This is a genomic window from Streptomyces sp. NPDC031049, assembly GCF_055571015.1.
The window spans coordinates 431,893-446,110 of sequence record NZ_JBVIGC010000003.1; the positions used below are offsets into that span (position 1 = coordinate 431,893).

10 protein-coding genes are annotated in these 14,218 nt (G+C 72.9%); 2 read left to right on the top strand and 8 right to left on the bottom strand.

The features are described from left to right. Nucleotides 1–69 precede the first annotated feature (69 nt). The 4 genes from ACZ45Q_RS07590 to hrcA all read right to left on the bottom strand — a co-directional run bounded on the left by ACZ45Q_RS07590 (nucleotide 70) and on the right by hrcA (nucleotide 4,399). A complete protein-coding gene (locus ACZ45Q_RS07590; RefSeq protein WP_468256347.1) occupies nucleotides 70–810 on the bottom strand; it encodes a 16S rRNA (uracil(1498)-N(3))-methyltransferase in 741 nt (246 codons plus the stop codon). After that, on the bottom strand, nucleotides 807–1,892 hold the full coding sequence (locus ACZ45Q_RS07595; protein ID WP_468256349.1) for a nitronate monooxygenase: 1,086 nt from the start codon (nucleotides 1,890–1,892) through the stop codon (nucleotides 807–809). Before ACZ45Q_RS07595 ends, ACZ45Q_RS07590 begins: the two co-directional genes overlap by 4 nt. Before the next feature lie 350 nt (nucleotides 1,893–2,242). Beyond that, nucleotides 2,243–3,382, bottom strand: a complete 1,140-nt coding sequence (dnaJ, locus tag ACZ45Q_RS07600) for a molecular chaperone DnaJ (protein ID WP_468256351.1) — start codon at nucleotides 3,380–3,382, stop codon at nucleotides 2,243–2,245. Continuing rightward, nucleotides 3,383–4,399: a heat-inducible transcriptional repressor HrcA gene (gene hrcA, locus ACZ45Q_RS07605; RefSeq protein ID WP_468256353.1), complete on the bottom strand. Its 1,017-nt coding sequence runs from the start codon at nucleotides 4,397–4,399 to the stop codon at nucleotides 3,383–3,385. Between the two features lie 164 nt (nucleotides 4,400–4,563). Here hrcA and ACZ45Q_RS07610 point away from each other — a divergent pair, with 164 nt between their 5' ends. Both ACZ45Q_RS07610 and ACZ45Q_RS07615 read left to right on the top strand, forming a co-directional pair. Continuing rightward, entirely contained in the window at nucleotides 4,564–5,295 is a 732-nt protein-coding gene (locus tag ACZ45Q_RS07610; RefSeq protein WP_468256356.1) for an MBL fold metallo-hydrolase, read from the top strand. 34 nt (nucleotides 5,296–5,329) lie between these two features. Then, a complete protein-coding gene (locus ACZ45Q_RS07615) occupies nucleotides 5,330–6,127 on the top strand; it encodes a DUF3097 domain-containing protein (RefSeq protein ID WP_468256359.1) in 798 nt (265 codons plus the stop codon). A gap of 225 nt (nucleotides 6,128–6,352) precedes the next feature. On the opposite strand, the gene hemW is transcribed toward ACZ45Q_RS07615, so the two are convergent. The 4 genes from hemW to lepA form a co-directional block, all read right to left on the bottom strand. Next, nucleotides 6,353–7,585 (bottom strand): radical SAM family heme chaperone HemW, encoded by a 1,233-nt coding sequence (gene hemW, locus ACZ45Q_RS07620; protein WP_468256362.1) that lies wholly within the window; start codon nucleotides 7,583–7,585, stop codon nucleotides 6,353–6,355. A 95-nt stretch (nucleotides 7,586–7,680) separates the two neighbouring features. Then, a complete protein-coding gene (locus ACZ45Q_RS07625) occupies nucleotides 7,681–9,738 on the bottom strand; it encodes a SpoIIE family protein phosphatase (protein ID WP_468256364.1) in 2,058 nt (685 codons plus the stop codon). A 206-nt stretch (nucleotides 9,739–9,944) separates the two neighbouring features. Next, the gene (locus ACZ45Q_RS07630; RefSeq protein WP_468256367.1) at nucleotides 9,945–11,822 is read right to left on the bottom strand and encodes an AMP-dependent synthetase/ligase; all 1,878 of its coding nucleotides are present in this window, start codon (nucleotides 11,820–11,822) and stop codon (nucleotides 9,945–9,947) included. 270 nt (nucleotides 11,823–12,092) lie between these two features. Next, complete coding sequence (gene lepA / locus ACZ45Q_RS07635; RefSeq protein WP_468256369.1) at nucleotides 12,093–13,961, bottom strand: translation elongation factor 4; 1,869 nt, start codon at nucleotides 13,959–13,961, stop codon at nucleotides 12,093–12,095. Between the last annotated feature and the right edge of the window lie 257 nt (nucleotides 13,962–14,218).

Genomic DNA, 14,218 nt, shown 5'->3' on the forward strand with positions numbered 1-14,218 from the left:
TAGGGCGCATACGGCCACTTCGCACCACCCCGGGCGCGCATCCGGTCACCACCCCGCGGTGACCGCCCGTCAGCCCCAGCGGCCGGTGCGCCCCAGCAGCAGGGCCGTAGCCGCGGTGCCCGCGGTGGAGGTCCGCAGCACGGTGCGGCCGAGGACGTACGGCGTCGCCCCGGCGTCCGCGAAGAGCGCCAACTCCTCGGGGGACACCCCGCCTTCGGGCCCGACGACCAGCACGATGTCGCCGGTGCCGGGGAGTTCGGCGGTGGCCAGCGGCTCCTCGCCGGTCTCGTGCAGTACGGCGGCGAAGTCGGCGGCGGCCAGGAGTGCCGCGACCCGCTTGGTGGAGGCGAGGTCCGCGACCTCGGGGAAGCGGACCCTGCGGGACTGCTTGCCGGCCTCGCGGGCCGTCGCCCGCCACTTGCCGAGCGCCTTCAGGCCCCGCTCGCCCTTCCACTGGGTGATGCAGCGGGACGCCGCCCAGGGCACGATCGCGTCCACGCCGACCTCGGTCATGGTCTCGACGGCCAGTTCGCCGCGATCGCCCTTGGGGAGGGCCTGGACGACGGTGATGCGGGGCTCTTCCGGCGGCTCCTCGGTCACCGGGTCGAGCCGGACGAGGAGCCGGTCCTTGCCCTCGGCGGCCAGCACCTCGCCCTCGGCCCAGCGCCCGGCCCCGTCCGTGAGGACCACGCTCTCGCCGGGCCGCAGCCGCTTCACGGAGACGGCGTGCCGCCCCTCGGGGCCGTCGAGCACGTACCGGCCGCCGCCGGCCGCCTCGAGGCGCTCCACCACGAACACCGGTGCCGTCATCGGTTCCCGCCTCCCGCGGTGTACGCCGACAACGCTGTCCCGGCGGCGGCGAGTTCGGCGACGAGGACCTCCACCAGCTGACCGGCGGGCAGCTCGCGTGCCATGCGGTGGCCCTGCCCCGCCCACAGCGCCATGCCCTGCGCGTCGTCGGCCTTCGCCGCCGCCTTCCGCAGCGGCGCGGTGAGGTGGTGCACCTCCGGGTAGGCGGCCGGCGCGTACGGGCCGTGCTCGCGCAGGAAGCGGTTGACCAGGCCGCGCGCCGGGCGGCCGGAGAAGGCGCGGGTCAGCTCGGTGCGGACGAAGAGGGGGTTGGTCAGCGCCTGCTTGTGCAGGGCGTGGGCGCCGGACTCGGGGGTGGCGAGGAAGGCGGTGCCGAGCTGGGCGGCGCTCGCCCCGGCCGCGAGCACCGCGGCGATCTGCGCCCCGCGCATGATGCCGCCGGCGGCGACGACGGGCAGGCTCACCGCCTCGCGGACCTCGGCGACCAGCGCCAGCAGGCCCATGCCGCCGCCGTCGGTCTCCGGCAGGTCCCGGTGGGTGCCCTGGTGGCCGCCGGCCTCCACGCCCTGCGCGATCACCGCGTCCGCGCCGGACCGCTCCACGGCCCGGGCCTCCTCCGCCGTGGTGGCGGTGACCAGGACGAAGGTGCCGACGCGGTGCAGGGAGTCGACGACGTCGCGGCTGGGCACGCCGAAGTGGAAGGAGACGACCGGCACCGGGTTGTCCAGCAGCACCGCGAGCTTGGTGTCGTAGCCGTCGTCCCGGCCGCTGTCCCGGTCGCCGAGCTCGGTCTCGTACCAGCCGGCCTCTCCGGCGAGCTGGTGGGCGTAGACGTCGACCGCGGCGGGGTCGGACGTCTCCGGCTGCGGAAGGAAGAGGTTGACGCCGAAGGGGCGGCCGGTCAGGCCCCGCACCTGCTTGATCTCCTGGTACATCCCGTCGGCGGTCTTGTACCCGGCGGCCAGGAACCCGAGCCCTCCGGCCTCGCAGACGGCGGCGGCGAGCCGCGGCACGGAGACGCCGCCCGCCATGGGAGCCTGCACGATCGGGTAGGGGAAGAGATCGGTCAGTGCGGAGGACATGACGGCATGTTTTCACGACCTCCGAACAAGTCCGAATCCGGCCTTCCGTCGGCATACGCCAGAAGCATCCCCCGCTTTTTCCTCCGCCCCCGCCGCCCCTACCCGTCCCGTCCCCGGGGGCTCCGCCCCCGGACCCCCGCTCCTCAAACTCCCCCGGAGGGGGCACCCCCAGAGGGGCTGACGTACCAGCCCGTCCGGCGTTTGAGGACGAGGCCGTTCAGGCCGAAGCGGGGGTCTGGGGGCGGCAGCCCCCAGGGGACGATGGGGGTCCCCCCGCTCGAGCGAAGCCGAGAGTGGGGGAGGGTAGGGGCGGCGGGGGCGAAAAACCGGGCTGAGCGTCCGGCAGGAGCTCAGCGGCCGTTGAACGCGTCCTTCAACCGCGAGAACAACCCCTGCTGCCCGGGCTGGAACTGCCCCTGCGGCCGCTCCTCACCCCGCAGCTTCGCCAGCTCCCGCAGCAGCCGCTCCTGCTCGGGATCGAGCTTCGTCGGCGTGGTGACCTCGACATGCACGATGAGGTCGCCCCGGCCCCCGCCCCGCAGATGCGTGACACCCCGGCCGTGCAGCGGAATCGACTGCCCGGACTGCGTGCCGGGCCGGATGTCGACCTCCTCCATGCCGTCGAGCGTCTCCAGCGGCACCTTGGTGCCGAGGGCCGCCGCGGTCATGGGAATCGTGACCGTGCAGTGCAGGTCGTCACCGCGGCGCTGGAACACCGGGTGCGGCAGCTCGTGGATCTCGACGTACAGGTCACCGGCCGGACCGCCGCCGGGACCGACCTCGCCCTCACCGGCCAGCTGGATCCGCGTGCCGTTGTCGACACCGGCCGGGATCTTCACGGTCAGCGTGCGGCGCGAGCGGATGCGTCCGTCACCGGCGCACTCGGGGCACGGCGTCGGCACCACCGTGCCGAAGCCCTGGCACTGGGGGCAGGGCCGGGAGGTCATGACCTGGCCGAGGAAGGACCGGGTGACCTGGGAGACCTCACCGCGGCCGCGGCACATGTCACACGTCTGGGCACTCGTGCCCGGCGCCGCGCCCTCACCGTTGCAGGTGGTGCAGACGACGGCCGTGTCGACCTGGATGTCCTTCGTCGTGCCGAACGCGGCCTCGTCCAGCTCGACCTCGATCCGGATCATGGCGTCCTGGCCCCGGCGGGTGCGCGAGCGCGGCCCGCGCTGCGACGCCGTGCCGAAGAACGCGTCCATGATGTCGGAGAAGTTGCCGAAGCCGCCCGCGCCGAAGCCACCGGCCCCGCCACCGCCGGCGGCCTGGGAGAGCGGGTCGCCGCCGAGGTCGTAGACCTGCTTCTTCTGCGGGTCCGACAGCACCTCGTAAGCGGCGTTGATCTCCTTGAACCGCTCCTGGGTCTTCGGGTCCGGATTGACGTCCGGGTGCAGCTCGCGCGCGAGCCGCCGGAAGGCCTTCTTGATCTCTTCCTGCGACGCGTCGCGGCGCACGCCGAGAACGGCGTAATAGTCCGTGGCCACCTACGACTCCGCCAGGATCTGTCCGACGTACCGTGCCACTGCGCGTACCGCTCCCATCGTTCCCGGGTAGTCCATGCGGGTCGGTCCGACCACGCCGAGCTTGGCAACCGCCTCGCCGCCCGAACCGTAGCCCACCGACACGACGGACGTGGAGTTGAGTCCTTCGTGGGCGTTCTCATGACCGATACGGACGGTCACGCCCGGATCCTTGGCCTCGCCGAGCAGCTTGAGGAGCACCATCTGCTCCTCCAGCGCCTCCAGCACCGGCCGGATCGTGAGGGGGAAGTCGTGCCCGAAGCGGGTGAGATTGGCGGTGCCGCCGATCATCAGCCGCTCCTCGTTCTCCTCGACCAGCGTCTCCAGGAGAGTGGAGAGCACCGTCGAGACCGTACCGCGGTCCTCCGGGTCGAAGGCGTCCGGCAGGTCCTCCACCAGCGTCGGCACGTCCGTGAAACGGCGGCCCGCGACCCGGCTGTTGAGCCGCGCGCGCAGGTCCGCGAGCGAACTCTCGCCGAACGGCACCGGGCAGTCGACCATCCGCTGCTCCACCCGGCCGGTGTCCGTGATCAGCACCAGCATCAGGCGCGCGGGCGCGAGCGAGAGCAGCTCCACGTGCCGCACGGTCGAGCGGGTCAGGGACGGGTACTGGACGACGGCGACCTGCCGGGTCAGCTGCGCCAGCAGCCGCACCGTGCGCGCCACCACGTCGTCGAGGTCGACGGCGCCCTCCAGGAAGTTCTGGATGGCGCGCCGCTCGGGGGCCGTCATCGGCTTGACGCCGGCCAGCTTGTCGACGAAGAGACGGTAGCCCTTGTCGGTGGGGATGCGCCCGGCGCTGGTGTGCGGCTGGGCGATGAACCCCTCCTCCTCCAGGGCCGCCATGTCGTTGCGCACGGTGGCCGGGGAGACGCCGAGGTTGTGCCGCTCGGTGAGGGCCTTGGAGCCGACGGGCTCCTCGGTGCCGACGTAGTCCTGGACGATGGCGCGCAGCACCTGAAGCCTTCGTTCACTGAGCATCGCGCAACACCTCCAGAAGTCCTTCGCCCGGACGCCCCTCCTGGCACTCGGCGCGGGTGAGTGCCAAACTTCCCCGGCCAGTGTACGGCCGTGGGGTACTCCCCGGGCAAGGCCGGGCCCGCGCCCGTCGTGCCCGGATCCGTCGTCCCCGTTAGCGTCGCGGTATGACGGTGACTTGGGAAGAGCTGGGGTGGGAGAGGGTGGCGGCCGGTGTCGGGCGGTGCCGGCTGCCGGTGTGGGACTGCACGGCGGGGCTCGTCGTCGGCCGGGGCGCGGCGCTGCTGATCGACGCCGGGGCGAGTCTGGGCGAGGGCGCCCGGCTGCGCGCCGAGGCGCAGGCGCTCACGGGTCACCGTGTGACGCATCTCGCGCTGACCCATCCCCACTTCGACCACGTCTTCGGCGCGGCGGCCTTCGCGGGCGCGGAGGTGTACGGCGCGGTGGGCGTGGACACGGCCCTGGGCACCGTCTCCGGGCGGGAGGAGCTGCGGGCCGACGCGGTCGCCCACGGTTTGGACGCGCGCCGGGCGGAGGAGGCGGCGGACGCCCTGGTGCCGGTGCGCCATCAGGTGTGCGGCGAGTGGACCCTCGACCTCGGCGGCGGCCGGCAGGTCCTGCTGGCCAACCTGGGGCCCGGGCACACCGCGCACGACCTGGCGGTGCTGGTGCCGGGCGACCCGGAGGTCGTCTTCTGCGGCGACCTGGTCGAGGAGTCCGGCGCACCTCAGGCGGGCCCCGACGCCGTACCGGCGCACTGGCCGGCCGCCCTCGACCGGCTCCTCGACCTGGGCGGCGACGACGCGCTGTACGTACCCGGTCACGGGGCGGTGGTGGACGCGGAGTTCGTGCGGGCCCAGCGGGACGCGCTGGCCGCCCGGCACGGCGTGTCGCGCTGATCACGGCCGGCGGGATTCTCCTATCGTCGGGAGAATGCGCCAGTACTCCCCCGATCTGACCCCGCCGTGGAAGAAGCCGCAGCCGGTGCCGGAGGTTCCGGCCGAGCCGGGACTGGTGGTGGAGGAGCCGGGGACCGGTTTCTGCGGCGCGGTGACCGGCTGCGAGGCGGGCACGGTGACGCTGGAGGACCGGTTCGGCAAGCGCCGGGTGTTCCCGCTCCAGCCGCGGGGCTTCCTGCTGGAGGGGCGGGTGGTGACCCTGGTGCGGCCCTCCTCGGGTCCCGTGCGCCCCGCGCGGACGGCGTCGGGCTCGGTCGCCGTGCCCGGCGCACGCGCGCGCGTGGCCCGCGCCGGCCGCATCTACGTCGAGGGGCGGCACGACGCCGAGCTGGTCGAGAAGGTCTGGGGCGACGACCTGCGCATCGAGGGCGTGGTGGTGGAGTACCTGGAGGGCGTGGACGACCTGCCGTCGATCGTCGCCGAGTTCGGGCCGGGCCCCGACGCGCGTCTGGGCGTCCTGGTGGACCATCTCGTGCCGGGCTCGAAGGAGTGGCGCATCGCGGAGTCGGTCACCGGCGAGCACGCGCTGGTGGTGGGCCATCCGTACATCGACGTCTGGGAGGCGGTGAAGCCGTCGTCCCTGGGCATCGAGGGCTGGCCGCGGGTGCCGCGCGGCCAGGACTGGAAGACGGGGGTGTGCCGGGCGCTGGGCTGGCCGGAGAACACGGGGGCGGCGTGGCAGCGGATCCTGTCCCGGGTGCGCTCGTACAAGGACCTGGAGCCGGAGCTGCTGGGCCGCGTGGAGGAACTGATCGACTTCGTGACGACCTGACGCCCTCCGCCCCCGCCGCCCCTACCCATTCCCGTCCCCCGGGGGCTCCGCCCCCGGACCCCCGCTCCTCAAACTCCCCCGGAGGGGGCACCCCCAGAGGGGCTGACTTACCAGCCCGTCCGGCGTTCGAGGACGAGGCCGTTCCGGCCGAAGCGGGGGCCTGGGGGCGCAGCCCCCAGAAGGACGGGACGGGTAGGGGCGGCGGGGGCGAGGAAAACGGGGAGGTCAGTCCACCAGGTCCCGGACCACCGCGTCCGCCAGCAACCGCCCCCGCAACGTCAGCACGGCCCGCCCCTCCTCGTACGGCGCCCCCTCCAGCAGCCCCTCCGACAGCGCCCGCCGCGAGGCGGCCACCCCCCGCTCCCGCAGCAGCGACAACGGCACCCCCTCCCGCAGCCTCAGCTCCAGCAGCACCCGCTCCACGCGCCGGTCCTCCTCCGTCAGGACCTCCCGCCCGGCCCCCGGTGACCGCCCGCCGGCCAGCGCGGCGGCGTACGCCCCCGGGTGCTTGGCGTTCCACCACCGCACCCCGCCCACGTGGCTGTGCGCGCCCGGCCCGGCACCCCACCAGTCGGCGCCCCGCCAGTACAGCTCGTTGTGCAGGCAGCGTCCCGCGTCCGAGGTGGCCCAGTTGGACACCTCGTACCAGTCGTAGCCCGCCGCCGACAGCCGCTCCTCGGCGATCAGGTACCGGTCGGCGTGCACGTCGTCGTCGGTCATCGGGATCTCGCCGCGCCGGACGCGCCGGGCGAGCTGCGTGCCCTCCTCGACGATCAGCGCGTACGCCGAGACGTGGTCGGGCCCGGCGCCGAGCGCGGCGTCCAGCGACGCCCGCCAGTCGTCGTCGGACTCGCCGGGCGTGCCGTAGATCAGGTCGAGGTTGACGTGGTCGAAGCCGGCCGCGCGGGCCTCCGCGACGCACGCCTCGGGGCGCCCGGGGGTGTGGGTGCGGTCGAGCACCTTCAGCACGTGCTGCCGGGCGCTCTGCATGCCGAAGGAGATCCGGTTGAAGCCGCCCTGCCGCAGGGCCGCCAGATAGGCCGGGTCGACCGATTCCGGGTTCGCCTCCGTGGTGATCTCGGCGTCCGGCGCCAGTCCGAACTCGTCCCGGAGCGCGCGCAGCATCCGTACCAGGTCGCCGGCGGCCAGCAGGGTGGGCGTACCGCCGCCGACGAACACCGTGCGGACGGCGCGCGGGTCGTCGCCGAGCACCTTGCGGGCGAGTCGGATCTCGTCGATCAGGGTGTCGGCGTAGTTGTCGCGGGAGGCGAGCACGCCGCCGGTGCCGCGCAGCTCGGTCGCGGTGTAGGTGTTGAAGTCGCAGTAGCCGCAGCGGGTCGCGCAGTAGGGGACGTGCAGGTAGAAGCCGAGCGGGCGGTCCGCGGCCCCGGCGAGCGCGGAGGCGGGGAGCGCACCGTCGGCCGGGACGGGTTCGCCGTCGGGGAGTGCGGAGGGCATGCCCTCCATTGTCCCGCACCCGCCCCGTTGCTCCTTCCCCGCTCTGCCTGGTCTGCCTGCCCCGCCTGCCCCGCCCGCTCCGCCCGAAGCGCCGGCTACTCCGCCTGGAGCACCAGCAGTGCGAGATCGTCGTCCGGCGGCCGGTCCCCGAAGTCGTGCACCAGCCGCCGGATGCGCTCGGCGATCGGCTCGGCCGCCAGCCCCGCGCACCCGGCCAGGGCCGCCGCGAGCCCGTCGCCGTCGTCGAACTGCCGGGAGCCGTCGCGCCGCTCGGTGATCCCGTCCGTGACGCACAGCAGCGTGTCGCCGGAGCGCAGTTCGACGGTGTCGCTGGTGTACGCCGTGTCCTCTATCACCCCGAGGAGGGTCTGCGGCTGCGCCGCCGTGCGGACGATGCCGTCGGGCGCCAGCAGCAGGGGCAGGGGGTGACCGGCGGAGGCGAGGGTGCAGCGGACGCCGCCGGCGAAGGGGACCAGTTCGCCGTAGAGGAGGGAGAGGAAGCGGGTCTGGGGGCCGTCGCCGGGCACGGCCGGGCGGGCACCGGCGGCCACCAGCGCACGGGCGGCGGCGTCGGCGGCCTCGGTGGCGTCGTCCAGGAGGAGCTGGTTGAGCCGGTCCAGGACGCCGGGGACGCCGTAGCCCTCGCGGGCCAGCAGCCGCAGCCAGGGCCGGGCCAGCCCGATGACGACGGCGGCCTCGGGGCCCTTGCCCTGGACGTCGCCGACGGCGAAGCACCAGCGGCCGTCGCCGGCCGGGAAGAGGTCGTAGAAGTCGCCGCTGGGGCCGCCCTTGACGCACGGCTCGTGCACGAGGGCGGTGCGCACCCCGGGGATCTCGGCGACCGCGCCGGGCAGCAGTCCGCGCTGGAGTACGGCGCTGATGGCGGCCTGCCGGGCGTACTGGCGGGCGGCGCCGATGGCGAGCGCCACCCGGCGGCTGAGGTCCTCCACGAGGCCGGTGATCTCCTCGGGGAAGCGGGGCGGGCCGGCCCGGCCGATGACCAGCGTGCCCAGCGGCCGTCCGCCGGCGGCCAGCCGGTAGGCGAGGGCGGCACCGCGGGTCTCGTGCGGGCCGAGCGCCTCGCCGGGCCAGGGGTGGGCGACCGGCCCGGCGTCCACGGCGTCGGACGGGCACGGCGGGCTCTTCTCCAGGACCCGGTGCAGTTCCTCGACGCGGCTCTCGCTGGCGTGCCAGACGCGGGCGAGGCGGGCGGCGGTGGCGGAACGGCCCAGGGACTCGTCCTCCAGCCACACCGCGCACCAGTCGGCGAGCCGCGGCACGATCAGCTGGCCGGTGAGGGAGGTGACGAGATCCTCGTCGAGCTGTCCGGCGAGCAGGTCGGAGGCCTCGGCGAGGAAGGACAGCGCCGCGCGGCCCAGCCACTCCCGGTCGTGGTCCGGCCCCGGGCCGGCCTCCGGCGGCTCGGCGACCGCCGCCCCGGCACACCGGGACCCCGGCGCACCGGGCGCACCGTCCCGGGCGGCGACCGCACCGCCGGCCCCGGCCCCGGCGGTGCCCTCGGACGGGGCGGAGGACGGTCCCTCCTCCCACACGGCGCCCGCCGCCTCGCCCCACGCCGCACCCGCCGCCTCCGCCCACGCGGCGCCCGGGCCCTCCCTCCGTGCGCCGGCCGCCGCCCCCTCCGTCCCGGTGGCGGCCGGGCGGCCCGCCGGCGGGGACAGGCGGGCCCAGACGGTCTTGGCGCCCGCGTGGTAGGTGATCCCCCAGGTCTCGCAGAGCGCGGCGACCAGGCGCAGCCCGCGGCCGTACTCGGGCGCGTCGTAGGGCGAGCGCGCGTCGTCGGTACGCGGGGCGCGGGCGGGGTGCCGGTCGCACGCCTCCACGGTCAGGGCGCCGCCCTCCTCCAGCAGACAGGTCACCTCCACGTCCGTGCCGGCGTGGACGACGGCGTTGGTGACGAGTTCGCTGACGACGACGAGGGCGTCCTCGAGGCGGCGGTCGGTCAGATGCTCCACGCCGGGCAGGCCCTGCCCGGTCCACTCGGCGCGCGCCGACCGCAGCAGCGCGCGGGCGGCTCCCGGCGCGAGGGAGCTTCCCGGCAGGATCGCGCTCGTCCGCCCGGACGTCGCTGGGTGCGCGGGCACCCCACCGGAACGGAAGACGGTCTCCCGTTGTGTCGGAATGGCCCCCATGGACGGCCCCCTGGGAATTTCGTACGAATACGCCGCGGTCGCTGCCGACAGAGTGACAGACCGGCCACGGGCGTACGCACCGAGTTACCGAAGTGGGCCGCCATGGGTGACAAGCGTGCTACAGACGCGGTCGGGACCGGTCCGGAACGGACCGATCCCGACGACATCGCGTGCGCCGTGCGCGCCGATCCGGACCGGCGCGCGGCTCAGGCCTCGCGCGCGCCCTCGTACATCTCGTCGATCAGGTGCTTGTACTCCCGCTCGACCACCGGCCGCTTCAGCTTCAGGCTCGGCGTGATCTCGCCGTGCTCCACGTCGAGGTCGCGCGGCAGCAGCCGGAACTTCTTGATCGTCTGCCAGCGCTGGAGCCCGGCGTTGAGCTGGTCGACGTAGCCCTGGACCATCTCGACCGTGGCCGGCGCGGCGACGATCTCGGCGTACGGCCTGCCCTCCAGACCGTTCTCCTTGGCCCACCCGGCGAGGGCGGCCTCGTCGAGGGCGATGAGCGCGGTGCAGAAGTTCCGGTCGGCGCCGTGCACGAGGATGTTGGAGACGTACGGGCACACCGCCTTGAACTGGCCCTCGACCTCGGCGGGCGCGATGTACTTGCCGCCCGAGGTCTTGATGAGGTCCTTCTTGCGGTCGGTGATGCGCAGATAGCCGTCGGCCGACAGCTCGCCGATGTCGCCGGTGTGGAACCAGCCGTCGGACTCCAGCACCTCGGCGGTCTTCTCGGGCAGCTTGTGGTAGCCCTCCATGATGCCGGGGCCGCGCAGCAGGATCTCGCCGTCGTCGGCGATGCGCACCTCGGTGCCGGGCAGCGGCTTGCCGACGGTGCCGGTGCGGTAGGCCTCGCCGGGGTTGACGAAGGACGCGGCGGAGGACTCGGTGAGGCCGTAGCCCTCCAGGATGTGGATGCCGGCTCCGGAGAAGAAGTAGCCGATGTCGGGCGCGAGGGCCGCCGAGCCGGAGACGCAGGCGCGCAGGTTGCCGCCGAAGGCCTCGCGGATCTTGGCGTAGACGAGCTTGTCGGCGACGGCGTGCTTGGAGCGCAGTCCGAGGGGCGCGCTCGCGGTGCCGGTGCGGCGGAAGTTGTCCTGGGTGACCTTGGCGTACTCGCGGGCGACGCCGGCCGCCCACTGGAAGATCTTGTACTTGGCTCCGCCGCCGGCCTTCGCCTTGGCCGCGACGCCGTTGTAGACCTTCTCGAAGATGCGCGGCACGGCCGCCATGTAGGTCGGCTGGACGACCGGCAGATTCTCGATGATCTTGTCGACCCGGCCGTCGACGGCGGTGACGTGCCCGACCTCGATCTGGCCGGAGGTGAGCACCTTGCCGAAGACGTGCGCGAGCGGCAGCCACAGGTACTGCACGTCGTCCGCTCCGACCAGGCCGGTCGCGGCGATCGCCTTCGCCATGTACGACCAGTTGTCGTGCGGGAGGCGGACGCCCTTGGGGCGGCCGGTGGTGCCGGAGGTGTAGATGAGGGTGGCGAGCTGGTCCTTGGTGAGCGCGCCGACCCGCTCCCTGATCACCTCGGGGTCCTTCTCCAGCCGGGCCCTGCCCCGGTCCTGCAACTCCTCCAGGGTCAGCACCCAGTCCTCGGACGTGTCGGCGCCGGCCGGGTCGATCACCACCACGTGGGTGAGTTCCGGCAGCTCCGCCCGCTTCTCCCGGGCCTTGGCGAGCTGCTCGGCGTTCTCGGCGACGAGGACGCGGCTCTCGGAGTCGGACAGGATGTACGCCGACTCGTCGGCGTTGGTCTGCGGGTAGATCGTGGTGGTCGCCGCGCCCGCGCACATGATGCCGAGGTCGGTCAGGATCCACTCGATCCGGGTCGCCGAGGCCAGCGCCACCCGCTGCTCCGGCTGCACGCCCAGCTCGACGAGACCGGCGGCGATCGCGTACACGCGTTCGGCGGCCTGCGCCCAGCTCAGCGACTTCCAGTCGTCCGGGCCCTCGCCCGAGGCCGGCGGCACGGGGTAGCGGTACGCCTCGGCGTCCGGCGTGGCCGCCACGCGCTCCAGGAAGAGGCCCGCCACGGAGGGCGGACGGTTCTCGATCAGTGTCTGTGTGTCGCTCACGACATCCTCCGGGCCCGCGACGGTGCGGCTGGCTCGTGCGGTTGGCTCGTTGCGGCTGTCTCAGGTGGGGGCTGGTTCAGCTCTCGGGTTCGGCTCTCGCGCAGTTGTTTAACTCATGAGTAACTATCGGGCAGGGACAGAGTAGAGGCAGGTCGGCCGGTACGTAAGGGTCCGCACCCTGTCACTTCCTACAGACAGCGGCCGTGCGCACGCGAAGGGGCCCGCCGCACTGTCGCGCGACGGGCCCCGATACACCCCATTTGCGGGCGGCTACTTCTTGCCCTTGCCCGATCCGGCGCTCTCGTCGCTGGAGAGGACCGCGATGAAGGCCTCCTGCGGAACCTCCACCGAACCCACCATCTTCATCCGCTTCTTGCCTTCCTTCTGCTTCTCCAGCAGCTTCCGCTTACGGGAGATGTCACCGCCGTAGCACTTGGCGAGGACGTCCTTGCGGATGGCGCGGATGGTCTCGCGGGCGATCACCCGGGAGCCGATGGCGGCCTGCACCGGGACCTCGAAGGCCTGCCGCGGGATCAGCTCCTTGAGCTTGGCGACGAGCCGGACACCGTAGGCGTACGCCTGGTCCTTGTGGGTGATCGCCGAGAAGGCGTCGACCTTGTCGCCGTGCAGCAGGATGTCGACCTTGACCAGGCTGGAGGTCTGCTCGCCGGTGGGCTCGTAGTCCAGGGAGGCGTAGCCGCGCGTCTTGGACTTCAGCTGGTCGAAGAAGTCGAAGACGATCTCGGCGAGCGGGAGGGTGTAGCGGATCTCCACCCGGTCCTCGGACAGGTAGTCCATGCCCAGCAGGGTGCCGCGCCGGTTCTGGCACAGCTCCATGATCGAGCCGATGAACTCCGTCGGCGCCAGCAGGGTGGCGCGCACGACCGGCTCGTACACCTCGCTGATCTTGCCCTCGGGGAACTCGCTCGGGTTGGTGACCGTGTGCTCGGTGCCGTCCTCCATGATCACGCGGTAGACCACGTTGGGCGCGGTGGCGATCAGGTCGAGCCCGAACTCGCGCTCCAGCCGCTCGCGGATCACGTCGAGGTGCAGCAGGCCCAGGAAGCCGACGCGGAAGCCGAAGCCGAGGGCGGCGGAGGTCTCGGGCTCGTAGACGAGGGCGGCGTCGTTGAGCTGGAGCTTGTCCAGGGCCTCGCGCAGCTCGGGGTAGTCCGAGCCGTCCAGCGGATACAGGCCGGAGAAGACCATCGGCTTGGGGTCCTTGTAGCCGCCGAGCGGCTCCTCGGCGCCCTTCTGCTGGCTGGTGACGGTGTCACCGACCTTGGACTGGCGGACGTCCTTCACCCCGGTGATCAGGTAGCCCACCTCGCCGACGCCGAGACCGTCGGCGGCCAGCATCTCCGGGGAGTTGGTGCCGATCTCCAGCAGTTCGTGGGTGGCGCCGGTGGACATCATCCGGATGCGCTCACGCTTGTTGAGCTGGCCGTCGATGACACGGACGTACGTCACGACACCGCGGTAGGAGTCGTAGACGGAGTCGAAGATCATCGCGCGGGCGGGGGCGTCCGCGACGCCGACCGGGGGCGGGATCTCGGCGACGACCTTGTCCAGCAGCGCCTCGACGCCGAGCCCGGTCTTGGCGGAGACCTTGAGCACGTCGTCCGGCTCGCAGCCGACCAGGTTGGCCAGTTCCTCGGCGAACTTCTCGGGCTGCGCGGCCGGCAGGTCGATCTTGTTCAGCACGGGGATGATCGTGAGGTCGTTCTCCATCGCCAGGTAGAGGTTGGCGAGGGTCTGCGCCTCGATGCCCTGGGCCGCGTCGACCAGCAGGATGGTCCCCTCGCAGGCGGCGAGCGACCGCGAGACCTCGTACGTGAAGTCGACGTGTCCCGGGGTGTCGATCATGTTGAGGATGTGCGTGTCGCCCTTGTCGTGGGTCGGCGCCCACGGCAATCGCACCGCCTGGGACTTGATCGTGATGCCGCGCTCTCGCTCGATGTCCATGCGGTCGAGGTACTGGGCGCGCATCTGCCGCTGCTCGACCACACCGGTCAGCTGGAGCATCCGGTCGGCGAGCGTGGACTTGCCGTGGTCGATGTGCGCGATGATGCAGAAGTTGCGGATCAGAGCCGGGTCGGTTCGGCTCGGCTCGGGCACATGGCTAGGGATCGCGGGCACGCAGGGTCCTGATTCTTGAGGCGTCCGCAGTGTCTGCGGTCTCGGGTCGGATCGGATCGATACGTAGCTTCCATCGTCCCACGGGTGGAGACCGGAGACGGGTGTGGGCCGCGGAGGAGACGGGTTTGGGCCGTGGAATGGGCCGCTGGTAGTGTGGGGGGCTGTGTCTCATGCCCTCTCAGCGCGAGGCACGTCCTCTGGAAATCACCGGTACAGGATCGTCGCGGTCTTCCGTGCGGCCTTGTGCCAGAACCTGA

Bases quoted from the DNA above. Each gene is read 5' to 3' on its own strand.
- ACZ45Q_RS07595 (WP_468256349.1), bottom strand. From the start codon at position 1,892: ATGTCCTCCGCACTGACCGATCTCTTCCCCTACCCGATCGTGCAGGCT.
- ACZ45Q_RS07615 (WP_468256359.1), top strand. From the start codon at position 5,330: ATGCGCCAGTACTCCCCCGATCTGACCCCGCCGTGGAAGAAGCCGCAG.
- ACZ45Q_RS07610 (WP_468256356.1), top strand. From the start codon at position 4,564: ATGACGGTGACTTGGGAAGAGCTGGGGTGGGAGAGGGTGGCGGCCGGT.
- ACZ45Q_RS07590 (WP_468256347.1), bottom strand. From the start codon at position 810: ATGACGGCACCGGTGTTCGTGGTGGAGCGCCTCGAGGCGGCCGGCGGC.
- ACZ45Q_RS07625 (WP_468256364.1), bottom strand. From the start codon at position 9,738: ATGGGGGCCATTCCGACACAACGGGAGACCGTCTTCCGTTCCGGTGGG.
- hemW (WP_468256362.1), bottom strand. From the start codon at position 7,585: ATGCCCTCCGCACTCCCCGACGGCGAACCCGTCCCGGCCGACGGTGCG.
- hrcA (WP_468256353.1), bottom strand. From the start codon at position 4,399: ATGCTCAGTGAACGAAGGCTTCAGGTGCTGCGCGCCATCGTCCAGGAC.